This is a genomic window from Natronobacterium haloterrestre (genome assembly GCF_900112205.1).
Classification (GTDB): domain Archaea; phylum Halobacteriota; class Halobacteria; order Halobacteriales; family Natrialbaceae; genus Natronobacterium; species Natronobacterium haloterrestre.
The window spans coordinates 177,404-198,900 of the sequence record NZ_FOKW01000009.1 but is presented as its reverse complement, the minus strand read 5'-3'; the positions used below and the strand labels follow the sequence as shown (position 1 = coordinate 198,900).

General features: G+C 59.0%; 20 protein-coding genes and 2 pseudogenes. 12 read left to right on the top strand and 10 right to left on the bottom strand.

Annotated elements, in window-relative coordinates:
- Positions 1–48: 48 nt before the first annotated feature.
- Both BM113_RS17160 and BM113_RS17155 read left to right on the top strand, forming a co-directional pair.
- Positions 49–705: a helix-turn-helix domain-containing protein gene (locus BM113_RS17160; protein ID WP_089789256.1), complete on the top strand. Its 657-nt coding sequence runs from the start codon at positions 49–51 to the stop codon at positions 703–705.
- A gap of 112 nt (positions 706–817) precedes the next feature.
- Positions 818–1,417: an LURP-one-related family protein gene (locus BM113_RS17155; protein WP_089789255.1), complete on the top strand. Its 600-nt coding sequence runs from the start codon at positions 818–820 to the stop codon at positions 1,415–1,417.
- Positions 1,418–1,437: 20 nt separating this feature from the next.
- On the opposite strand, the gene BM113_RS17150 is transcribed toward BM113_RS17155, so the two are convergent.
- The 3 genes from BM113_RS17150 to BM113_RS17140 form a co-directional block, all read right to left on the bottom strand.
- Positions 1,438–2,343 (bottom strand): DUF7847 domain-containing protein, encoded by a 906-nt coding sequence (locus BM113_RS17150; protein WP_245758088.1) that lies wholly within the window; start codon positions 2,341–2,343, stop codon positions 1,438–1,440.
- The gene (locus BM113_RS17145; protein ID WP_089789254.1) at positions 2,340–2,792 is read right to left on the bottom strand and encodes an ArsR/SmtB family transcription factor; all 453 of its coding nucleotides are present in this window, start codon (positions 2,790–2,792) and stop codon (positions 2,340–2,342) included. Before BM113_RS17145 ends, BM113_RS17150 begins: the two co-directional genes overlap by 4 nt.
- Positions 2,793–2,882: 90 nt before the next feature.
- Positions 2,883–3,692 (bottom strand): DUF7847 domain-containing protein, encoded by an 810-nt coding sequence (locus BM113_RS17140; protein WP_089789253.1) that lies wholly within the window; start codon positions 3,690–3,692, stop codon positions 2,883–2,885.
- Positions 3,693–3,801: 109 nt separating this feature from the next.
- Here BM113_RS17140 and BM113_RS17135 point away from each other — a divergent pair, with 109 nt between their 5' ends.
- The 4 genes and pseudogenes from BM113_RS17135 to BM113_RS17120 form a co-directional block, all read left to right on the top strand.
- The gene (locus BM113_RS17135) at positions 3,802–3,990 is read left to right on the top strand and encodes a multidrug transporter (RefSeq protein WP_089789252.1); all 189 of its coding nucleotides are present in this window, start codon (positions 3,802–3,804) and stop codon (positions 3,988–3,990) included.
- 344 nt (positions 3,991–4,334) lie between these two features.
- Positions 4,335–5,207 (top strand): ABC transporter ATP-binding protein, encoded by an 873-nt coding sequence (locus tag BM113_RS17130; protein ID WP_089789251.1) that lies wholly within the window; start codon positions 4,335–4,337, stop codon positions 5,205–5,207.
- Position 5,208: 1 nt separating this feature from the next.
- Complete coding sequence (locus BM113_RS17125) at positions 5,209–6,858, top strand: hypothetical protein (protein WP_089789250.1); 1,650 nt, start codon at positions 5,209–5,211, stop codon at positions 6,856–6,858.
- A gap of 183 nt (positions 6,859–7,041) precedes the next feature.
- Positions 7,042–7,315, top strand: a pseudogene (locus BM113_RS17120) (IS1595 family transposase); the annotation flags it as partial.
- Between the two features lie 55 nt (positions 7,316–7,370).
- Here BM113_RS17120 and BM113_RS17115 read toward each other — a convergent pair.
- The 3 genes from BM113_RS17115 to BM113_RS17105 form a co-directional block, all read right to left on the bottom strand.
- Positions 7,371–7,889 carry a GNAT family N-acetyltransferase gene (locus tag BM113_RS17115; protein WP_089789249.1) on the bottom strand — a complete coding sequence of 173 codons (519 nt, stop codon included), beginning with the start codon at positions 7,887–7,889 and terminating at the stop codon, positions 7,371–7,373.
- Positions 7,890–8,081: 192 nt separating this feature from the next.
- On the bottom strand, positions 8,082–8,756 hold the full coding sequence (locus tag BM113_RS22410) for a DUF7521 family protein (RefSeq protein WP_177209204.1): 675 nt from the start codon (positions 8,754–8,756) through the stop codon (positions 8,082–8,084).
- Entirely contained in the window at positions 8,753–9,109 is a 357-nt protein-coding gene (locus BM113_RS17105) for an ArsR/SmtB family transcription factor (RefSeq protein ID WP_089789248.1), read from the bottom strand. The genes BM113_RS22410 and BM113_RS17105 overlap by 4 nt, the downstream gene beginning before the upstream one ends.
- A 248-nt stretch (positions 9,110–9,357) precedes the next feature.
- On the opposite strand from BM113_RS17105, the gene BM113_RS21990 reads away from it, so the two are divergent.
- The 3 genes from BM113_RS21990 to BM113_RS17095 all read left to right on the top strand — a co-directional run bounded on the left by BM113_RS21990 (position 9,358) and on the right by BM113_RS17095 (position 11,611).
- Complete coding sequence (locus BM113_RS21990) at positions 9,358–9,642, top strand: hypothetical protein (RefSeq protein ID WP_143095854.1); 285 nt, start codon at positions 9,358–9,360, stop codon at positions 9,640–9,642.
- A gap of 83 nt (positions 9,643–9,725) precedes the next feature.
- Positions 9,726–10,730: an ABC transporter ATP-binding protein gene (locus tag BM113_RS17100; protein WP_089789247.1), complete on the top strand. Its 1,005-nt coding sequence runs from the start codon at positions 9,726–9,728 to the stop codon at positions 10,728–10,730.
- Positions 10,727–11,611, top strand: coding sequence for an ABC transporter permease subunit (locus BM113_RS17095; protein ID WP_089789246.1), 885 nt, complete (start codon positions 10,727–10,729; stop codon positions 11,609–11,611). The genes BM113_RS17100 and BM113_RS17095 overlap by 4 nt, the downstream gene beginning before the upstream one ends.
- Positions 11,612–12,369: 758 nt before the next feature.
- On the opposite strand, the gene BM113_RS22690 is transcribed toward BM113_RS17095, so the two are convergent.
- The 4 genes and pseudogenes from BM113_RS22690 to BM113_RS23045 all read right to left on the bottom strand — a co-directional run.
- On the bottom strand, positions 12,370–12,687 hold the full coding sequence (locus BM113_RS22690; protein WP_245758086.1) for a hypothetical protein: 318 nt from the start codon (positions 12,685–12,687) through the stop codon (positions 12,370–12,372).
- A gap of 627 nt (positions 12,688–13,314) precedes the next feature.
- Positions 13,315–16,137: a M14 family metallopeptidase gene (locus BM113_RS17085; protein ID WP_245758085.1), complete on the bottom strand. Its 2,823-nt coding sequence runs from the start codon at positions 16,135–16,137 to the stop codon at positions 13,315–13,317.
- Positions 16,138–16,550: 413 nt separating this feature from the next.
- Positions 16,551–17,423, bottom strand: coding sequence for a CPBP family intramembrane glutamic endopeptidase (locus BM113_RS17080; protein ID WP_089789243.1), 873 nt, complete (start codon positions 17,421–17,423; stop codon positions 16,551–16,553).
- Between the two features lie 231 nt (positions 17,424–17,654).
- Positions 17,655–17,837 (bottom strand): annotated as a pseudogene (locus BM113_RS23045) (spore germination protein GerW family protein); the annotation flags it as partial.
- 375 nt (positions 17,838–18,212) lie between these two features.
- Here BM113_RS23045 and BM113_RS17070 point away from each other — a divergent pair.
- The 3 genes from BM113_RS17070 (at position 18,213) to BM113_RS17060 (ending at position 21,209) form a co-directional block, all read left to right on the top strand.
- A complete protein-coding gene (locus tag BM113_RS17070) occupies positions 18,213–18,806 on the top strand; it encodes a flavodoxin domain-containing protein (protein ID WP_089789241.1) in 594 nt (197 codons plus the stop codon).
- Positions 18,807–19,071: 265 nt separating this feature from the next.
- A complete protein-coding gene (locus tag BM113_RS17065; protein ID WP_089789240.1) occupies positions 19,072–20,349 on the top strand; it encodes an MFS transporter in 1,278 nt (425 codons plus the stop codon).
- Positions 20,346–21,209, top strand: coding sequence for a hypothetical protein (locus tag BM113_RS17060; protein WP_089789239.1), 864 nt, complete (start codon positions 20,346–20,348; stop codon positions 21,207–21,209). Before BM113_RS17065 ends, BM113_RS17060 begins: the two co-directional genes overlap by 4 nt.
- Positions 21,210–21,497 lie beyond the last annotated feature (288 nt).

Here is a 21,497-nt window from a genome sequence, read left to right as displayed (position 1 = left end):
GTTGGGGCGGATACACGATGTTTTAAATAGGGCGATCCAATCGGGCGTATGCGATATCTCACTGTTGGAGTCCATACGGCCGAGACGGGCGCGTTGCATCCGATAGAGAAACGACTTGCCGAGGCACCAGCCGTACAGCAGGAAGCCATTCACCACGCCGAACTGTTGGGGGACGGGACCGTGGTGATGCTTGCGGAGGGCAGCGGTGACCGCGAGCGCTACGAGGAAATCATGCAGGAGTCGACTCACGTCGATACGTTCCTCGTCTCCGGTGAAGATCGGTGGATGGCGACGAGTCAGTTCGAGGCAGACGGTCCAGTCCGGCGGTTTCTCGAAGTACGCCGTGAATCGGACCTCGTCGTGGAGTGGCCGATCAAGTTTATTGATGCTGGCTCCGTCAAAATCACGTTTCTCGGCACGGAGTCGGCCTTCCGGGAGTTCTACAGCGACACCGGTCAGTCGGAAGCATTCACCGTCGAAGTGATCGAAACGGGTTCCTACGACCCCAACGCCGCTTCGTTCCTGCGGACGTTGACGACGCGACAACAGGAAGTTCTCCAGGTCGCCGTCGAGGAGGGATACTACAGCAACCCCAGGGAGGCAACTCATCAAGATGTCGCAGACGTGATCGGCATCGCACCGACGACTGTTGGTGACCATCTCCGGGAGGTTGAAACCCGTGTGTTCGAGACATTGATCGAATAAGGCCCCAGCAATTCTACGGAGACAACTGGAGATTGGTGAGTGTGTGATCGAATCAGCTTGGGACACGCTCACAGACGATACTTACTTCTGTCACGATTGAAAACATCAAACAATGGTAAATTCACAACCGTTTGAACTCTCTGCGATCGATCTCTCCGGAAGTCAGTATACTGTCGAGCAGACGGGTCGTGATACGAACTTCCGCCCCGAGTATGAAGCGAGGGACGCGGCGGGTGATACCCTCTTTCGCACTACGTACCGGATGTACGAGGGAAAAGACGAGTTCCCATTCGTCGACGCCGATGGTACTGAACTCTGTCGTGTGAAAGCTATCGATACGTGGGATATCGCCGGCGACTATCTCCTCACGGACAGCCATACCGAGGAAGAACTCGTTATCCTCGATAACGACTTTTCATTGTTGCAAGACACCTGGCGGCTCCGCGATGCCGACGATCAGTCGGTCCTTGCCGAGATTAACTCACGTGGCGCGCTCATCACCCTCGCACGGAAACTCCTGCCGATCGGCCAGGGGATCGGCCACAAATACGAGATAACCGATTCAGAAGGCGATCCAGTCGGCTCGATCGAGGGTGAATTCGCTTTGTTTGATTTTGATCAGTACGAGATTACGCTGACCGATACCAGTTCCGTCCCGAGGGAGCCGATCGTGATCGGAGCGATCGTCATCGATGCGATTCAGGGGAACTGAATCCCGGTTCGACTCCCAGTTTAGGACACGATTCCTTGGACGTAGATGTGTGCGTACGCGCTTGCCCACACGACCGAGAGCAGTTCACCGACGCTTGAGGAGATCACACCCAACACGGGATGCACCAGCGGCAATCCTGTTCCGGGCTGGGGAAGAACTGTTGGGAGATAGAGGCTGGCTGCACTTCCAATACCGATCACGATGATGAGCAAGAACTTTCCACGGTAGTTCGTTGTGATACGCCAGCTCACCCGTAGCGATTTGAGAGGGCTATACTGGCCGATGACACACGCCTCGGGTGCGAACCAGAACTTGAACAGGAGAAAAAGAAACGGCACGGCGAACACAATCCCGCCGACCGCTGCAACGACGGGGAAACTCACCATCTCCACCGGCGTGCTCGAGAATACGCCGACCAACAGGATCAGCGGCGTCGACACGAAGAACGGAATCGTCATCACCGAAACCAGGATGAGAAGAATAACGCCGACTAACGCCGGTGTCCGGGCGAGGCTTCGACGGAATCCCTCGCGTACCGTGACGGGCTCGCCGGTTAGTTCGCCGGCAACGATCGTTCCCACGTAGGCTCGAACTAGAATGATGAACGCGAACGCTGTAATGACCTCGAACACGCCGACAGCGGGCATTGGAAGTGCGTTGATACTGTCCGTCTCGAGAAGGCGGTTGGCGAGGATAATCACGCCGGCGAAGGCGAGGATCGACGGATAGGACCGGAACAGACGAACCGACCAGACGAGCGCGTCGAGGACGGTCCGATTGGTGGTGGTCGTCTCGATGTTTCGGCATTCGAGACACCCGCAGCCATCGACATCATCCCGGGCCTTGATCGTCGGAGCCTGGTTACACGTAGTTGTGCCGGGGCCGGTAGAAGTGGTTCGGATCGCTGAATCGGTGGGGTCGCTCATTCGGCAGTGACGAATTGAGAGATGGATTCGCCGGCGGCAAGCAGGATCGATGGGGGACCGAGCAGCGATGCGAAGGACTTGAACGCGCGTTTGAGACTCGGCCGGTCGTCCTCGGTGCCGAGCAAGAGCAGCGTCGGGTCTTCCGAAACGACGAACACGCTCATTTCACGACCTTTCTCCGAATAGCAGGTGTCCGTGACTTCGATTACCCCCGCTGCTTGAAGATTCTCCAGGTGGTAGTGGACGTTCTGTACGCTCTGGTCGAGTTGGTCAGCGATCCGCGACGGGGTCGCCGGAGTCTCGTTGAGCAGTTGGAAAATTTCGTAGGCGGTTTCAGAGGACAACGCTTCGATCACGTCTCGTGTCGCGTCGTCCTCGAGACTCAGTACGGTTGGGGTGTCGCTTCGTTCGACGGCGGCGTCCGTTTGTGTCGGGAAAAGTCGTGCCATGGGTGCGGTTAGCTTCTGTGGGTGACGATCACGGGGATCTGTTTCGGTCGGGGACTGTTCGAAACTGTCGTCCGTTATGTTGATAGGCCTTTATGTTGACTCCGGGACGGCGGATGAGAGAGCGATCAACCGCATATAGTAGGCCGTGTACACCGTATAGCAGTACGCAAATCCGACCGCTGAAACGGCGACCCCGAACGGGAGCAGGACAGCGATCGGAATTCCGAGGTCGATCGGTAATACGTCAGCCGGCCCAGCGTCCGTCAGTATCAACTGGAGCAGGTAATCCGGGATAAAGAAGACGTTCAGGAGGCCGAGCCACGCCAGCGAGAAGCCTGCGACGCTTTTCAGATTCGACCGGACGAGTTCAATGCTTCTCCGGAACGCGTCAGTAACGCTCTCGTTTTCGATTACGATCGCGGTGTCGTAAAACTGTACGAACATAATGACGAGGAGGATCGTCACTAGCCAGATAAGCAGCGAGACGACGCCCGCGGTGAACGCAGCCATCTCGTGAATCGCAGCAAGCGCCATTGTTCCGATACCGAGGACGAACCCGACGAGCCCGAGTCCGATAGCGGTCCCAAAGACGAGCAACACGAACGATACAGTTGCAAAGAGAAGTCGGAGATAATGTGTCCGGGCGGCTGTGAAAAAGCGAGTGAGCGACGGGTCCGTTCCGTCGATCGCAGTTTGGGCAGTGCCGATGAACCCGCCGAGAACGAACGGGAAGACGATCAGCCAGAGGAGCGACACGCCTGCCGAAATGAGTGGTGATTCGATCAGGTGATCGACGTATTGCAGTTGGCTGCCGCCGCCAACGAGGAGGCCGGCGACGAACAGGATTGGATTCGCGCGGAGGGCGGTAAATCCGTCTTCGAATGCGGAGACTGCGACCATCGTATCTCTTGATCACACCGATCACATATTAGATCGAACGTAATATCAAAACCAGATTTGAGCAAATACAAAGATTTTTCACGTCACCCCTCCAACAAGTTCGCCAGGTATGGCCGCCAGATTTGGAGGCAGGCCATCGCTTGTCACTGTACTCGGTCTTCTCGTTGCGATAGTCGCAGTCGTGGGCACACAGTTCTTCGGCTGGGAGTGGGGATCTGGACAACTGGGTCCGACACTCATTGGCGTTGTTGTTGCTGCGGTCGCTGTCTTCCTTGCTGTCAGACGCTTCCAGTCCTGATCTGGGGAACGCATCCCCACGACTTGGGCTATTCCTGGCTGATTGCTGGTCTGCGGATTGCGCGATTGCAATGTTGAGACTTGCTGGTCGCCCGATTCCGATGAAAATCCGGGTACCAGCAGTCAGGTGCTGGCTGGGGTCGCCGCGTTCCGCGTTGTCTTCTCGGTTAAAGACAACACGAGAAGTATCGGCGTTATCACATTACCTCTTTATCAGTCATCGCACGTACGATTTCCTTATTTAGTGTTGTCAAAAACCACTCGGAAACAGGTGATCCACGGGTCGCTTCACGTTCAGAAGTTGTGGTCCCATTCATATGTCAGTTTGGTTCGAACTCGCCATCGATGGAGCTACAAACGGATGCAATCGGAAAACAGTACGGACAGACGTGGGCCGTTCGCGACGTCACCCTCGAACTAAGTACGGGTATTCACGGACTGTTGGGACCGAACGGCGCCGGGAAGTCGACACTGATGCGGCTACTCACGAGAGTCGAGGACCCGACGACAGGCACGGTCTCCTGGAACGGCACTGACGCGGTCGAAGAGCCATCGGCGATTCGATCGATCCTCGGATACCTACCGCAGGATTTCGGTGTTTATCCCGACCTTACCGCTCGAGAGTTCCTCGAGTACATCGCCGCACTCCGCGGGGTCAACAGCGCAACGGCCGCCGACCGTATCGACGATCTGTTCGTCCTCACGAACCTCGAGCACGTCGAGGATCAGAAACTACACTCCTTTTCGGGAGGGATGCGACAGCGCGTCGGGATCGCACAGGCACTCGTAAGCGACCCAGACCTCCTCATCGTCGACGAGCCAACCGTCGGTCTCGACCCTGAAGAGCGTGTGCGGTTCCGGAACGTCCTCTCGTCGACCGCGAGCGACCGGATCGTTATTCTGTCTACTCACATCGTTCCCGATATCGAAGCGACTGCCAACACGGTCGTCCTCCTCGACGATGGCGAGCTGGTCACCCATACGACACCGGGCGAACTCCTCGATGCAACTACCGGGTCGGTCTACGAGGACGTCGTCACCCCGGACGAACTCGACGCGTTACGACAGGAGCACCAGGTCTCTAACACCGTACAGCGACCCGAGGGGATCGAAGTCAGGGTGGTCGCCGACGCGCCGCCGTCGCCCTCGGCCAAGCGCGTCACGCCGACGCTCGAGGACGCGTATCTGCATCGCATCGACCACTCCGGGGTGGTGTAGGATGGCCACTAACGCCTCGCGCTGGCTCGGTCGACTCCGCCGGAGCTACCATGTCGCCAGGGCCGATATCCTGCAGCGGTTCCGGACGCGACGATTGCTCGTCGTCCTCGCCGTGATGCTGTACGCTGGCTATCTTGTGAACGTCGGTTCTATCGAACTGTTTTATACGACCGGTGATGCAGCCGCGTCGACCTACGTCACAGGCGAACCGACCGCCCCATACGTCGGACTCACTGCTGGGTTGACCGGAGGGATGATCTTCCTTTTCGGCGGACATACAGTTCTCAGCGGCGGGGTCGGACGGGACCGCTCCTCGAACGTCGATCTGCTGATAGCTAGCTCTCCGACCGGCGACGTCGACTACCTCGTCGGCAAGTGGCTGAGCAATCTTGGGGTAGTCACAGTTTTGCTCGCCGGCCTGGGCGGTGCGGCCCTCGTCAACCACGCCATCCACGGGACCGGGGCTACGGATCCCGTCTGGATTCTCGGAATGGTGTTCCTGATCGGGTTTCCGACCGGAGCGCTCGCTGGCGCCGTTACCCTCCTGTTACAGAGCAGTTCTCGACTCAACGGCACACTGGGTACAGTGGTGTACTTTTTCGCTGCCATCGTGGGCCTCCTGCTGATTCTTCCGACGTTCGAAGGTGGACAGCCGACCGATCTCTCGTTCTCGCTCCGGGCTCTCGACGTCTCGGGGTTTCTCACCAGCCATACCTTGCTCTACGAGACGCTGGCCGAGACCCTCCCCGGATACGACGGGGGCCCGCCGAGCTTCGGCCAAGGGTACGCCGCCGGTGAAACGGGAACGTTCTCGTTTACCGGCGACGCGATCCCTCCGTGGGTGTATCTCAACCGGGCAGTGCTGATCGGTCTTGGAGGAGCGACCGTCCTCGCCGCCACGTTCCCATACGACCAGTTCGAACGGGCACAGGAGGGGCAGTCCATCGGACAGCGCCTCGTCTCGTCGATGACGGGTGTCCTTGACCGTGGTGCTGACGTTCCCAGTAACCCGACCTCCACCCCCGATGCGGACTCGCTGACGCCCGTTACGGATCGAGATGCAAGTGGTTTCCCTCGACTGCTCCGTCAGGAACTTCGGTTGCTCCTTCGCGGACAGCCGTTGTGGTGGTACGTCGGCGCGCTCGTCATCATTGTCGCCGGGGTGAGCGGCCAGCCCCCGCGACCGGGAATCGTCACGGTCGCGGCGATCTGGCCGCTGTTCGTGTGGTCGTCGATGGGAAGCCGTCCGATCAAGGGTCAACTGCTTCCACTGCTCGTCTCATCGCAGTCAGTTCGGATCCAGCCACTCGCCGAATGGCTCGCCGGCGTCCTCGTCGGCACCGTCTTTTTCGGCGCCGCCCTCCTACCCGCGGCGGGAACCGCCCCCGTCGGCGAGGTACTGGTCATCGCCGGTGCCGCCATCTTTGCTCCTTCTGTCGCGCAGGCGCTTGGCGCTTGGACCGGCTCGACCCGGCCCTTCGAGCTCGGGTACCTCGTCATCTGGTACGCTGGCCCGCTCAACGCTGTCACTGCAGTTGACTTCGCGGGCGCGACGGGCACTACTACAGGGACAGCAGTTCCGTTCGTCTTCGGTGCAATCGGGTTCGTCGCCCTCGCTGGCACACTCGCCCGCCGCCACACGCGTGTTTAGCTACCAGCGGCTTCACCCTGAATCGCTGTCGTTATCTACGCAGATTTCAGAGAGCATTGAAAACACCCCGGAGCGCCGTCTAAATACGGCCCGCCAGTTCTATCCTCTCCCGTCCCTCGACTTCGTATTGTTTCAGTGTCAGAAAACGCCCCGGTGTCGAGGTTCTGGCTCAGAAGCCGTGGTTTCCGTAGCAATATTCGAGCGTACGAACCGCTCGATGAAGACGACGCATTCGACCGCGAATACGTCGTCCACGCGACGGCGAATACCCGCTGACGAGGCGCACGTCAACACCTGCGAGAGCCACGCGTCGCGGGTGTGACGGTGATTCTCGCCCCCACCGAGCGTCTCCAGAGACAAGTTGACACAGTATCTCAGAGCGTTCCAGCTACGCCGAGAGTCGTTTCGGAAACCCGGCCGAGACGCTCTCAAACACGCCGTTCGAGCGATGCTGTGAATCCGCAACCCGTGACGGATTTGCGGACGATCGGTAAGTACAGAGGATTGGTGAATTAGTCCTCAATACTGGTCACCATGTGGTACTGCGTCGTCTCGAACCCGAGCTTTTCGTAGAAAGCGATGGCTCGGTCGTTGTCAACTTGAGGGTCGAGGCTGAACTCCTCACAGCCAGTCTCCCGGGCCCAAACTCGGAGACGGTCGAATAGTTCATTGGCTAATCCCGTACCACGATAGGGCTCGTGAACATAGATGTCACGGATGAACAGCCGGTCAGGGCGGTCGAAGACACTTGGCGCTTCGTCGAGTTCGGCCGCGATAAATCCAGCAAACTCTCCACCCATATCGGCGAGAGTAGCCGCGTCAGTAGACCCATCAACAGCAATCCATGCCCGGTACCCTTCCGAGCCAACGCGATCGAGTCGGAATGGGAGTTCCTCCATTACGAGATCGACATCGTCGGCGAGTGCGAACTGCTCGACGGTTGCTTCAAGTTCGCGGTTGTACGGCAGCCAGAGATCCTCAATAAAGCGACGGACGGCAGCCTCTTCAGCGGGGAGTTCCACGAGGTCCATAATTGTGTTGGATTCGCAACGAATACTTGTTTCTGTTGTTTCATATCGAACGAGAAATACGCAGACCCACCTACCGGTTGTTTCATCACAGCTCGTGTCTGATCGAGAGGGGTTCAACTGAGACGTATTTTCCGAAGAAGGATGAGAACCGTTCTGTGAATCCCTCGATATGTGAAACCCACCTGTCCTCCGTTAGTCCTGAGTCAGCGACCGAAGGACCAAGACGAGCCCTGCGAGTTCGGAGCCCCCCACGACGGCCAGGACCTCCGCATCAGACGCCGTCGAGAACGTACTAACCACGATAGCCCCGACGAAAGATCCGACAGTCAACAGGAGTAATCCGGCGGCGAGCAGCAACATCGGTCGACTGTCGTACCGTCGGTAGCCTCGATATGCCTGTGTCGCGACGAACCCACCAACAAGTGCTGCGAACGCGTTAACTCCGTCTTGGGCTGTCGTCGGATCCACAACCGTTCTCTCGACGGCGATGATCGGAGCCAAGAAGACGAAAACCCCTCCAAGCACGACCCCTCCCAAAATGCGGACATCCGCGTGCTCAGGGCGCCCGTAGACCGCGTAGAGAATAAATCCTAGTCCGACAATTTGAATCGCAACTGCAGCGGTATCCGTGAGCGGAGACGATGCACCAACCGTTGGAAACACGATTCTCGCGAACGTATGCACCGCAAACGCCAAGGCGATACCGACTGCCAGAAACAGTGTTGGCTGGTCATCCGATTGTCGATATCCCCTGTAGGTAACATAAGTGACCCAAATCCCAACGATGATCGTCGCCACTGCGAGACTCATTGCGAGTAGTCCTGCCGCAATCGATCCGCCTTCCACGGTGAAGTCTGGCCAGTTCATCGGAGTCCCTCGTATATTTTAGTGAAGCGTTCGACCGCGTCTTCCTCAGCACGATCGACCGATACCTGATAGCTCCCGTCAACCAGTTTGATCGTCACCTGCTCGAGTCGGGCAGAAAACTGGCGATAGTGATGTCCGTCGGGATCCAATTTCTGTTCAGACTTGAGTAGATTGAGTTCTTCGAGCCGTTCAACACGACGATAGACCGTCGGCGACGACGCGTCACACCGGTCTACCAACTCTGCAGCCGACCGTGGTTTCGTACTTGTTTCAGCAAGGATCGACCGGGCATACTCGTCTTCTAACAGCTCGCCGACTGTCTTGGCGGTTATGCCATTTCTATCCTCTCCCATTCCTCGACTTCGTGTTGGTTCGGTGTCGGAAAATACCTCGGTGTCGAGGTTCTGGCTCAGAAGCCGTGGCTTCTGTATCGATACAGCCTCGGGGACGGTGGCTCGAGGCTTTTTTAGGTTCTCAACCGTCTGGAACACTTTCTGCTCGACGCGTGAGTGGGACGAGGTTGGGCGGCTTACACGCCCCGACCCGGACGGACGCACCAACCGCACCTGCGGCTGTGTTTTGTAGTCCGGTCATTGGATTCGTGACCGACGAATTCCGCCATCTCGTGCCACGCGATATTCATCGACGTAGTGTGGAGATACAGGAACGGAAGCAGAACTCGTGGACAGAGCCACCGCGGCTCTTTGAACTCGCGTTTCTCCCAATGTGGCACGTCGGCCCGTTCAACGGCGTGGGAGTGATTGACGTCGTCGGAACACCCGACGATCCGCCGGCGCCGACTCTGCTCGCGTTCGTGATCGGTGGAGTCGCGAGGATTTCGACTGCTGCCAGCCACCGACAGGCACGCTGGAATTCCCGGGAGTAAAGTGACACCGAGTCCCACAGAGTTTCCAAGCGAGAAGCCGTCGGCCTGGTTATACTGACGTTCTCCCCCAAGGTGGGAGCACGATGCCAGCAATACGAACGGACGGTCTGACGAAGCGATACGATGGCGGCTTGCTCGGAACCGACGTAACTGCCGTCAACGACCTTGATCTCGTCGTTCGGGACGGAGAAGTGTACGGCTTCCTCGGCCCGAACGGCGCGGGGAAGTCGACGACAATAGACATGCTACTCGACTACGGGCGGCCGACGAGTGGCACCGCCGAACTGCTCGGCCACGACGTGCAGACGGAGTCGGAACGCATCAGTGACCGCGTCGGCGTGCTTCCCGAGGGATACAGCCTCTACGACCGGCTCTCGGGGCGTCGCAACCTCGAACTCGCCGCGGAATGGCAGGGCGTCGACGTCGACTACACCACCCTACTGGAGCGGGTTGGCCTCGCTACCGATGCTGCTGCCCGCCCGGTCGGAGACTACTCGAAGGGAATGACCCAGCGGCTCGCGCTCGCGATGGCGCTGGTCGGTGACCCAGACCTGCTGATCCTCGACGAGCCCTCGTCGGGGCTCGACCCGAACGGGATCCGCCGGCTCCGGGAGATCGTTCGTGCTGAGGCCGAGCGCGGGACGACGGTGTTCTTTTCGAGTCACGTTCTGGGACAGGTCGAAGCGGTTTGTGACCGGGTCGGGATCCTGGATGGCGGTGAACTCGTCGCAGTCGACACCGTCGACGGCCTGCGGGAGGCCGCCGGCGCCAGTTCGGTGCTGGAACTGACGCTCAAAGAGCCTCAGCAACCGGCTGTTGCCGACGACCCAGCGGTGTCGGACGTTGAAGTTCGGGGGAACCAGCTCCGGGTTACTTGCACCGACTCGCGGGCAAAGGCGCGCGTCGTAGCCGACCTTGTGGATCGCGGTCATGAACTGATCGATGTCGATTCCGAGTCGGCGTCGCTAAGCGACATTTTCGCCGTCTACACCGGCGAAGCTGACGTTGATGCCCCGACTGGCGGCGGGAAAGACGGGAATGATGGGGCGACCGACGATAACGAGCCGGCCGAGGGGGTGATCGCATGACGCTCACGCAAGTTGCCCAGAAGGACTTCGAGGACGCCGTCCGGTCGAGGATGGTCTGGGGCGTTATCAGTGTGTTCGTCGCTTTCATCGGCTTCGTGTTGCTCGTCGCCATTGGCACCTCCGACTCGGCGGACGCATCGGCCGACCTCGCGCTCGGCATGATCGCGCTGTTCAGTCAACTGTTCGTGCCGATGGTGGCAGTGATCGTGGGTTATATGTCGATCGTCGGCGAGCGCCGGTCGGGCAGCCTCAGAGTGTTACTGTCGTATCCCCACTCGCGGCGCGACGTGGTGTTCGGGAAACTCGTCGGTCGTGCCGGCGTCATCACTCTCGCGCTCGGCGTCGGCTCGGGGCTCAGTATGCTCATCGCGGGGCTGGTGATCGAACTTCCCGAGATAGGGTCCGTCATTGGCGTACTAACGTCGATCACGCTGTTCGGGGTCGGGTTCACCGGCCTCGCGGTCGGTATCTCCGCTGGGGTCCGCACCCGCGCAAAAGCGATGGCGGTAGCTATCGGCGCGCTGCTCGGCTTCCTGCTCGTCTGGGATGCCGCCGCGGCTGGCGTGTATCTCGTTGCGACCGGGTCCCTCCCCGGGCTTGAGGCCGAGGCGTGGTACTTCCTCTTGAAGCGGCTTAGTCCCGTGAATGCGTACCGCGCAGTCGCTCAGGGGTTCGTCGATGGTCGCCTCCAGTCGTTCTTCCAGCTGGGGATCGAGGACGTGCCAGCCGACACGACGCAGGATCAACTGGCGCTCTCGAACCGGGTCGACGGAGAACTGCCGTTTTACCTCTCGAACTGGTTCGCGGCTTTGACGCTCACGGTCTGGGCGGTTGTCCCCTCCGTCGTCGGTTACGTCCGCTTCGAGCGTTCGGATCTCTAATCGGTCACTCTGTCGAGAATTCGTCGCACGCGGCTGCGACCTTCCGAATCCGCTCGTGGAGCACACGCTGCTCGACGCATCGTATCGTCCCATCGTGTGAAGTGGCTCGTTCGTGTACTCGACGAAGTCGCTCAGCAACCCCCCGGCGAACGGCGTGTCGAGGATGCCGCTCGGGTCGAACGCCACCGTGAACACGAACGTAGTTCGGTATCGCCTGAGCACGCCGGTAGATAGCCACGATCCCGGTTACATCCTCGAGATCCCACCTGCTCACGACTCGACGGGAAAGGCGTCCTGCTTCGGCATTTCGACGCGATCGGATGTGCCTATATCAATTGCCGATCGGATTCAGCTACGGAGTCAAGCCTCGAGCTATCCCCCATGCCGCTGATAAAACGACATCTGTCCGTCGAGGAGTGCGCTGCCGATGAGTGCTTTGATCGCCCCAGTTGGCTGGATAACGTGTCCGGAGCGGAAAGGCGTCACATGCCTGTCGTCGTGTGCTTGGCCATCATGCCTGTGGGCGGCGTCTCGAGGAACAGACACCTTGCGAATACGCCGGTCAGTTGGAATGGAAAACGGTCGGCGAGCGTATCCACAACAACCCCTTCCGAGGGTCGTGTGAACCCGCTGATGACTGTTCGCCGTCGGGGTGGCTCGACGCGGACAGCCGCATGTAGTCGGCGGGATCCCATTCGACCGTGGATCGGATCACCTCAGGCGGGACGAAGGGGGCGTATCGGACACGAGACCCCTTCTCATTGTGCGAAGTCCGAAAGGCTCTCGCCGACGCGGAAGGCGATCGGTTCGTCGACCTCCTCGGACCCGAGCGGAACGGCAAGCATCTCTTCGTCGGGATCGTCGATCGTCACCGTCGCGGTCGCCTCCGATTCTCCATCGATTTCGGTGTCGTCCAGTTCGACGGTCGCTTCGTAGGCCCCCGACCCGTCCCACACGTCGTCATAGACTGCGGTCGATTGTTCGTCATCCCCGTCGTCTTCGTCGTCCTCGGAATCCGATGGAGCAATATCGAACGTCTCGTCGAGCACGGTGTCGCCGCCAGGACCTCTGATCACGATGGAACCACCGATTCGCTGGTCGGTTTCATTGAACACGTTAACCTGCTCGAGTAGTCGGTTTCCGATGAAATCTATCATAGCTGTACAACCGGCCGTCGACGCCAGTACTGCTGTTCCGCCCGCCGCGAGGACCGTTCGTCTGGAGAGGGAACTATCGTCGTATGGAGTTCGAGTGGTCATAGTCGAACTGCTTCAACAGTTGACCGGGGTAACAGTAAATGGGGCCGACGGTTTTCTCGGCGAGAAGCACCGCCACGGGAAGTCGGCACTCGGGGGCCACAGTGGAGCAATTCGCCGGCCTTGTTGAAACTCTCGCTGACAAATTAGCCTTCCATGTCGCTGGTACAAGTCCGAGTGCCCTCGAGGTATGGGCAACGGGGTTGAGTTCACTCGCGAAAGGATGACCGTTCAGGCCGCGAATCCACCGGAAGAATCGATCATCCGAGTGACGGTCGCTCCCGCTCCCGGTGTCGCGGTACTGGTCCCCGACTCGAACCGTTCTAAATATTGACCGCGGAGGCAGCAGTCACCCAGCGCTCGTTTCTTTGCCACCGGGTGAACGGACCAGCCACACGGACTGCAGGGAAATTGGAAACTGCGGCGATTCCGATCGGTGGTTCGTTGCTATCGGATCTGGCCGTAGGTCCGAATCTCCTCTCCGTTCCGGAACCGGCGCTGCTCGAAGCCGAGGGCGTTACACAGCAGTGTGTGACCCATGAACGATACGGAGTAATCCGCCATGCCGAAGGGATGTAACTCGGACTGCTGTGCTGGCGGCAGGACCGACCCGAGGACGTTGATTTCGGAGTCGCCGGCATAGAGGCGACCGGCGCCGACGCCCTCGTCATCGATCGTACCGGCGACCTCACCGCCCGCCGCTTCGAACGCGTCTTCATCGACCACCGTCGCCGGTTGGTCGACGCCGACGGTGTAGCCGAGCTGTGACCCCTTCCACATCTCCTGTTGTCGGGTGCGGATGCCGGCCAAGAGATCGTGGTCGAAGGCCCTATTTTCGAGGTTGGCGAACTGAACCGTGATGTCGTCGACGTGGTCGTCCCCAATGTCGGCGGCGTCACCGACCTCGAGTTCGCCCAGCAGGTTGACGCCGCTGTCGGTCAGAACGAGGTCGCCACCGGCCTCGACGAACTCTTCGATCGCCGCGACGTACTGTGGGTCGTCCAGTCCGTCGTCGTGGGAGACGACGAGTTTGTCGTAGTGTCGCTTGCCGGACCGTCCGCGGAGCAGGCGGCCGTTCCGGACGTCGTGAACCCGGAGCCCGTCGATGTCACCGTCCTCGACGAACGGCTCGAGATCCTCGAAGAACTGCATCGGATTGACGACATATTCGCGCTGTTCGTAGCCCAGCACCTCCTCTGGGTCGGGGTGTTCCTCTTCAGATTCGAGCAGTGTGGTCTGGACGCTGACTTCGGCGTCGGCGTCGACCTCGATAGTCCAGTCACCGGCTTCGGGCTGGGGGACGTACCATCCCTCGAAGTCGTGGCGTCGGGCTTCCGGCACGTTCGGGTCGTCTCGTGCAGTGAGGTCGATTTCGCGAACGACGTTCCCGCCCGGGTTCACGAGTTCGACCGTCCCTTTGCTCGCGGTGTCGAGGCCCTCGAAGTGGACCGAGAGGGAGTGGGCCGAATCGTCCGCCGGAGTATCGATGCTCGCACGGCCGCTCGGTCCGGGCTGGACCGCCTCGTGGCGCTGCTGGACGCGAGTCGCGCGGTCTTGGCCTCTGCCTCGGCCGCGGCCGGGGCTCTCGTCGGTATGCGAGAGGTCGGCCGACGAGCGGGTCAAGGTGTCCGAAGATACGTATGCGGTGTCCTGTCCGCCGGTCACGACGGTTGCATCCCGCTCAGCAGCGGTCATCTTCGCGTATTCCCGCATCGAGAGCCGGTAGGCCGTCTCGTAGTGTCGCACCCAGTAGGGCTTCCATTCCTTGATCGCACTCGTGAAGTTATTCGAAATGATGATCTCGGGGGCGACGGTCACGGCGCCAAGGCCGCCGAACTCTTCGGGCTGGCCGGCCCAACTCAGGAACGCACCCGTGACCTGGTAGGCCAGCGAGTCGTAAATCGTCCCCCAATCGAACAGGCCGTCGTAACTGTCGCCCTCCGGACTGTAGTCGTCCACCCAGAAGTATTCGGTATCGGCAGCCGAGGTAATATCCGATGCAAGTGGATCACTGTCGACACTGCCCCACTCCTCGTGCATCGCCTCACCGATCCGGATACTGACCTCGTCGAGATTGTGGGTTCCGACGTGGTCGAAGGGGGCGTTCGTCTCGAGGTTGAACACCATGTGGTCGGCGGTGTACATCCCGTGGTAATCGCAGAGGAACTCCACGTTGTCGTAGGTCCGGAAGTGCTCGACGATGGCGAGGGAATCGGAGACGAGGTCCTCGAACTCTTCTGGCGCACCATCAGGCTCCGCCGGCCGGAAGCCAGGGTCGGTCCACCCGATGGTCGGATACTGGCGGTTCGTATCGACGGGTCCGTCGAACCAGCTCGCGTTGCCGCGCTGGAAGTTCCGGTTGTGGCCTTCTACCCACGGAACGACTGTTTCGGGCTTTCGGGAAACCCATCCGTCGGGGTTGGTAAACAGGAAGATGATGGCGATATCGTCGAGCAACGCCTCGAATTCGGGCGCGTTGCCGGTGGCGATATCCTCGATGAGACGGCATCCGGCTTCGGTTCCTGCCCGCTCGTCGCCGTGGATGTTGAGCGAGTAGACCACTTTCTCCTTTTCTGCGAAGGCATCGCGGTCGTCGACATCGTTCGTCACCTCGGTGACGTAGATGTCGTTCGGGTCGGGATCCTGGCCGGTGAATTCGTTCGCCCAGCCCGGCGATTCGCCGATCGAGAAGAAATTGAGTCGATCGGGGTCGACCTCCGATTCGAGATACTCGATACCCTGAACGGACTCCTCGAAAGCGAGATAGTCGCGTGACTCCGCGACCGCCGGGAAGACCCCGTCGGCGTAGGGCTCCTCGAGCTTCCACCACGGGTTCGCCCCGGGGGAGAAATCGACCGACTCGATATGCTCACCGTATTCACTGAGCACATCCTCGAGGCCGGCAGCGTCGAGGCGGGCGTGTGCAGCGGGCGACGGATCCTCGCGAGTCACCGCAGTCGGTGGGGCCTCCTGGTCATTGATGTCCCAGTCAGGGTCTGTGTATTCGTTGAATCCTTCCGGGACGTCGGTGTCGAATTCGATGACTACCGATGCGACGTAGTCGTCGGGAGTGTGATTGACGACGAAGTCACAGCGGTCGGTCAGCGCCTCGTGAGTGACGTCATCTTCGCTCGCTGCTGCCGCGCCCGGCAAACTGAGCGCCGCCCCGGTCGCAGCCGACAGTTGGAGGAACGTCCGCCGGTCGACGGGGCCGTCCTCGAAGACGTCTTTCTGTGATTCTTCGTGTCGATGGTCCGCCTGATCGGTCATGGGAGGGGCTTCTTCGGGGGTCTCGCTCATGTGACATACTGGCACGATAGCGTGCCACGATCCCGGTTCCACACGGTTACTTATATAAAAATTTGTACCGGAATAGTGGTTGGGTTAAAGAAAATAGTTATATGGGTAGAGAGCTATAGTATAAAATATTTATTGAGGCCGTCGCCAATACACGGGAAAGGATTCGACGAGTGGCTTCCATCAGTGCATGCTCCAAGCGTGCATTGCGAGGCGGGCCGAGAAACTGGGCCGACAGTCCGATCAGATGAAGCCCGTCCAGTAATCATAGTCACTGCGATCCGTTGCGCCAGCGTTACACCTCGTTCGGCGAGCCGGTTCTCGGTACCTGCTACATCTGGTGAACGGCCAAAACAGGGCAGGGAGTGAACACGATCGGGGTTACGCTATCGATCGAGAGGAAGCGGTGGTCGTGGCACCTCTTCAGCATTTGTCAGGGTCCTCGCTCCCCAGATTGCTGTAAGCAGAACTGCGAGCAGTACCCAGTGAGAGTAATAGATTACGTCCGCAACCTCGATCGTTTCGGAGACGAAATTAACCCACCCGTGCAACAGGATGATACCGAGGGTGCTACGCGATGTGTGGTTGTAGACCCACGTGAACGCCACCGAGAGCGCTACAGTCCCGATCATGAACAGCCAGAATCCCAGCGTTCCGAATCCAATCATCTCACGCTGAAATGTTCCTTCGATAAAGAACAGCGGGAGGTGCCAGACCGCCCACACCGCTCCCAAGATCACACTGGCATTCAACGCAGACCAGTTCAACTGAAGCCGGTCCAGTGCATAGCCTCGCCATCCTAACTCCTCGAGGATGGGCGGGAGCGACGCAAAGAATAGCGCTGGCAGGATTGCAAGTGGATTCCCGCCAAATTCCTGTACCCCTTCGCCCCACGTTGCGCCAGGACCACCCAATAGCAGATCTACCACTGCAGCCACGGTCGTCACGGCCAGTGGGAGCAGAAGAAGTATCAGAAACCACCGGCTGCCGATTCGGCGAACCTGCGTAATGCGACTCCAGAAATCCGATCGCCCTCGGTCGTCGTAGACGATGTACACGAACCCGATGCCCGCAATCCCAGGGCCAACGAGCCCCGTTAGTAGCAACACGAGCCCTGCAGCGCTGGAAAAGCTCACCCCAAGGACGATAGCCGACAGCCAGAAGCTCCACGTTATGAGGAATGTCACGCCAAAGAACAGCCACGGGTTTGCGACGGAGACGGTCGCCGAACCGATCGTGAGCCGTGATGTTTCGTTCATCGTGGGATAGTTCCGTTCGTGAAGGCAACCCCGTTACTGGGTACCGTCTTACTGACGCCTGTCTCACCCGCTTCCGGTTTAGTGATAACGTGCATTTTTGCGGTTCATCGTTCTCTTCTCACTCGCTTGGCAGTAGTAGATCATATTCGATAATAAACGAAGTGGGCGGTCCACGGGACCTTCTCTATCCCCAGTACCTACCGGACACAGTAGCGACTCCGATCCTTATCCTTACTTCCGACCGAGTACATACCCGAAAACGAAACACAGACCAGCCACTACCGCACGCTTCCGCGTGTCACCGAACGGTATGAATCGGGTCTTCTGATTCGTTATTTCCACGACACCGATCGGAGTAGCCCAGACACCGCCCCCCATCCCGCCTCCCTCGCCAGCGTCTCGGTTCTCGCCTGCAGTATCGACGTCCTCGCGGCCCTTCGATTCGTATCCTCCCCCGAATCCATACGCTACCTTTGGGCGGGAACGATCGTTTTCCCGTCGTGTGTGACGGGATCGCCGTACACCTGGGTGACGCCCGCATGGTCCAGAATTCGATCACCGGTTGCAGAGAGTCGTTCTCTATGGTTCATACACACGTACCGACGAGACTCACCGATATAGCTTCGTCACCCCGATACTACCGGTCCCGCCGAAATCGAGATTCGAGTCGATAGCATCAGTACGGGTATTCGACCGAAGCGGGACTCTGGAGACGCTCCCGCGATACGCTGCCGATTCAGGGTCGGTGCTTTATCTGATCCGAGCGTGTACCCGTAGTGGTGATTTGACGTGGGTTCGTTCCTCGTCTGCTATGGAACCGGAGAGGGGCAGACGGCAACAGTCGCTACTCGCATCGCTGAGACACTCACGGAACGGGGACACGATGTTACGTCGGAGAACGCCGATGAGATTCCATCGGATCTCCTCGTCGATGACTTCGATGCGGTTCTCGTTGGCGCGTCCGTTCATCGCGGCGCACACCAGCCGGCGATTCGTGAGTTCGTCAGGTCAAACCGCGACGTCCTCACGTCGAAACCGACCGCGTTTTTCCAGGTCTCGCTGTCCTCCGCGACCGAAACGGGCCGTGCGCAAGCGGCGGAATACGTCGACATGTTCCTCGAGGACACGGACTGGTATCCCGACCGGATCGGCCTCTTCGGCGGTGCGCTTCGGTACTCGAAGTACGGCTTTCTCAAGCGACTAATGATGAAACAGATTGCCAGGCGAACGATCTCCGAAATGTCCGAGGCGGATGCATCCGGAGACGTTGAATTCACAGACTGGGTCGAAGTGGAAGCGTTCGCTGCCGATGTCGCCGCATTCGTCGAGGGACGTCTCGGTGTAACGTCGCCGGCTGTCAGTGAATCGGAACTGAGCGAGTAACGTGGCGTCGGATGGCTCTTCCTTGCCCCTTGGATCGTACCGACGAGTCCGCTGATCCGACTGGTGGATCCCTGTTCGGCATGTAACCAAAATAGCGATGTCGACAATGTTCTCGCAAGTGGACACTCAGGCAGAGAGGAATGCAGTGGATTCCGCTGTGTCTATAACGATACTACAGCGAACCTCAAACATAGTTGAGTTACATTTCTGCCAACATGTATAATTGGAGACAATATTTATGCCCGATTGTGGAGTACAGCACCCCATGAAACTCTTCGAGTTCGTCCGCAAGCGCCAGTGGGTCCCCATCACTGGATATCTGATCTACGTTTCTGTGCTTACGGCCGGATACTACTACAATCTCACGTTCGTCCAACTGGGTCTGACCGATCTCGGAACGCAGGAGATCGGTATGCCTCCCGGGGACGTGTCGATAGTGATGGCCATACTCGCGCTGCTCACCCTCGTCGCAGCCGTCACTAGCGGTGTCCTGATGGATCGGCGTGGATGGAGCACTGACCTGTACGTGAAGTTCCGGTTACTCTTTCTGGTCGTTCTCGTTCAACTGTTTCTGACGGTCGCTGCCCCACACGTGAGTGCGATCGATCAGTTCGTGCTCTGGGTGATCGTCTGTTCGGTGGCGCTCGGCGTCGGAATCCCGGTGTCCTTCAGCTTCATGCTCGATTTCGTTCCCGTGAGGGATCGTGGATACGTCGCTGCCATCGTAGCTGGATTGTCGTTTTTCATGGCGGCCCTGTATCCGATCAAGTGGCAAATCGACGAGTTTAGTCTCGTTATGAGCGCGATGATGGTTCCGGCTATCCTCGTTCTCGCCGTTCTCTCGGTCAAGCGATTCCGATTCGTCGATCGCCTCGCCAGTCAACACGAACGCGACGCGTTCGGCACTGGCCGATTCTGCCGACCGATACCGGTTCGAACGGTCAGTTTCGCGTTCTGGGGACCGGTCCTGCTGATGTTCGGCGTCTTCTTCATCGATAGCCTGGGCTTTCTTCGGATCATCGAGACGCCGCTGTACATCTACACGTCCTGGCAATCTCCCGACCCGAGTGTCCGGTTGTTTATCGCTGTCTTGCACGTCGTCGGGGCGCTTGCTGCTGGCATTATTTACACGAATTTCGATCGAAACTGGCTGTTCCTCTGGGTGTTCGGCCTGTTCGCGTTCACGCACCTCCTGTACGTCTTCCACGTCCAGTTTGGAGCGGGTGATACCCCACCACTGGTACTGCCGATGTTCTACGTGCTCGCGGTCAGTTTCTACACGACGCTCAACTTCGCACTCTGGCCGGACCTCTCCACGCCCGAGACGATCGGCATGCACTCGGCTCTCGGCGTCGGGATCGCGGGATGGCTGGCGACCTTCTCGAGTACCTCGCTGGCACTGTACTCCGAAGCGATCGGACTCTCTCTGGCGAATCACCTGATGTACGTGAACGCGCTGGCACTGCTGTTCGTCGTCGCGTTGCCGGTACTGGTATACGTGCATCGGATGGCTGAACTGGCTCGAGGAGGGACGACGCCATGAATCTGGAACTCATCCCGCTCCTGATAATCGCGCTGCTCATGATCTCGGCGGGTGGGGCAGACGTCGAGACTACCGAGTTCGTCATCGAAGGCGACCACGAAATGACCGAGCACCGGGGCGCGTTGATCGTCGGGGACGCGACGGTCACGGTGCCGGCTAACGAAGCGGTCTCCGGTCCCGTCTACGTTATCGGTGGCGAATTCCGCGTTCAGGGAACAGTCGAAGGTGACGTGACCCAACTCTCCGGTTCGCTCGTCGTCGAAGACGGTGGAATAATCGGCGGAGAACTCCAGCACATCGGTGGGAGCGAGGTGCTGTCCGACGAGGCAGTCATTACGGAGCGGACGACTGTCACGCTCGAATCCAACGAACCCGGCCCGATCGCCGCGTACGCGCCGTTCGTTCTGACGACGCTGATGCTGGCACTCGCCGGGGCGGGACTCTCACGGAAACGCAACGCACTGCTTGACAATATCGGGGCAGCCACGCGAGAGCATCCACTGATCAGCCTCACCGTGGGAGCACTCCTTTCCGTAACGTTCCTCTCCATATTTGTATTCATGGCGTTCACTCTGATTCTCCTCCCGGTGAGCATACTCGGCCTTCTGACAGGATTGTTGATAATTGCTTACGGCATCATCGCGCTAGGATATCTCGCTGGACAACAACTAAACACCTCACGAGTTGGACTGGCGACCGGTCTCGGAGTCGTTGCTATCATGGTATTGTTACAGGTAATCGGAGTGATTCCGATTCTCGGGGACCTGATCGGGGGCGGACTTCTCCTGATGGGACTGGGGGCTGTCGTACTAACGTACTTCGGGTTACAAGAATTCGAACCGGTATCGCTTCCGGAGTGACGCTAAGAGTAATAGGCAAAAGTGGACAGCCCCTCTCCTTACCAGTGGTTGAAAAAGCGGTTTCTTTATTCAGAATCGTTCCTGAAACTGGCCCTACTGAATTGGTAAGTAGGTGTCCGAATATAACACTGGGATTCTTCTTTCCACGCTCATTACCGGCAGCTATGGACTGGACAACTCTGCTCGCTATCGGATTATTTGCTTCCGCTTGGTTTACGACAATTTTCCAATCGCAGAAAGATGACTGGACTACGAGCCGGACGGTTGCGATGTTTGTTTTCCTACTGG

Excerpts from the sequence above, each read along its gene's own strand:
- BM113_RS17095 (WP_089789246.1), top strand. The coding sequence starts at position 10,727 with ATGACGCTCACGCAAGTTGCCCAGAAGGACTTCGAGGACGCCGTCCGG.
- BM113_RS17130 (WP_089789251.1), top strand. The coding sequence starts at position 4,335 with ATGGAGCTACAAACGGATGCAATCGGAAAACAGTACGGACAGACGTGG.
- BM113_RS17060 (WP_089789239.1), top strand. The coding sequence starts at position 20,346 with ATGAATCTGGAACTCATCCCGCTCCTGATAATCGCGCTGCTCATGATC.
- BM113_RS17140 (WP_089789253.1), bottom strand. The coding sequence starts at position 3,692 with ATGGTCGCAGTCTCCGCATTCGAAGACGGATTTACCGCCCTCCGCGCG.
- BM113_RS17125 (WP_089789250.1), top strand. The coding sequence starts at position 5,209 with ATGGCCACTAACGCCTCGCGCTGGCTCGGTCGACTCCGCCGGAGCTAC.
- BM113_RS22410 (WP_177209204.1), bottom strand. The coding sequence starts at position 8,756 with ATGAACTGGCCAGACTTCACCGTGGAAGGCGGATCGATTGCGGCAGGA.
- BM113_RS17160 (WP_089789256.1), top strand. The coding sequence starts at position 49 with ATGCGATATCTCACTGTTGGAGTCCATACGGCCGAGACGGGCGCGTTG.
- BM113_RS17105 (WP_089789248.1), bottom strand. The coding sequence starts at position 9,109 with ATGGGAGAGGATAGAAATGGCATAACCGCCAAGACAGTCGGCGAGCTG.
- BM113_RS17155 (WP_089789255.1), top strand. The coding sequence starts at position 818 with ATGGTAAATTCACAACCGTTTGAACTCTCTGCGATCGATCTCTCCGGA.
- BM113_RS17150 (WP_245758088.1), bottom strand. The coding sequence starts at position 2,343 with ATGAGCGACCCCACCGATTCAGCGATCCGAACCACTTCTACCGGCCCC.
- BM113_RS17115 (WP_089789249.1), bottom strand. The coding sequence starts at position 7,889 with ATGGACCTCGTGGAACTCCCCGCTGAAGAGGCTGCCGTCCGTCGCTTT.
- BM113_RS17065 (WP_089789240.1), top strand. The coding sequence starts at position 19,072 with ATGAAACTCTTCGAGTTCGTCCGCAAGCGCCAGTGGGTCCCCATCACT.
- BM113_RS17135 (WP_089789252.1), top strand. The coding sequence starts at position 3,802 with ATGGCCGCCAGATTTGGAGGCAGGCCATCGCTTGTCACTGTACTCGGT.
- BM113_RS17080 (WP_089789243.1), bottom strand. The coding sequence starts at position 17,423 with ATGAACGAAACATCACGGCTCACGATCGGTTCGGCGACCGTCTCCGTC.
- BM113_RS17100 (WP_089789247.1), top strand. The coding sequence starts at position 9,726 with ATGCCAGCAATACGAACGGACGGTCTGACGAAGCGATACGATGGCGGC.
- BM113_RS17145 (WP_089789254.1), bottom strand. The coding sequence starts at position 2,792 with ATGGCACGACTTTTCCCGACACAAACGGACGCCGCCGTCGAACGAAGC.
- BM113_RS17085 (WP_245758085.1), bottom strand. The coding sequence starts at position 16,137 with ATGACCGATCAGGCGGACCATCGACACGAAGAATCACAGAAAGACGTC.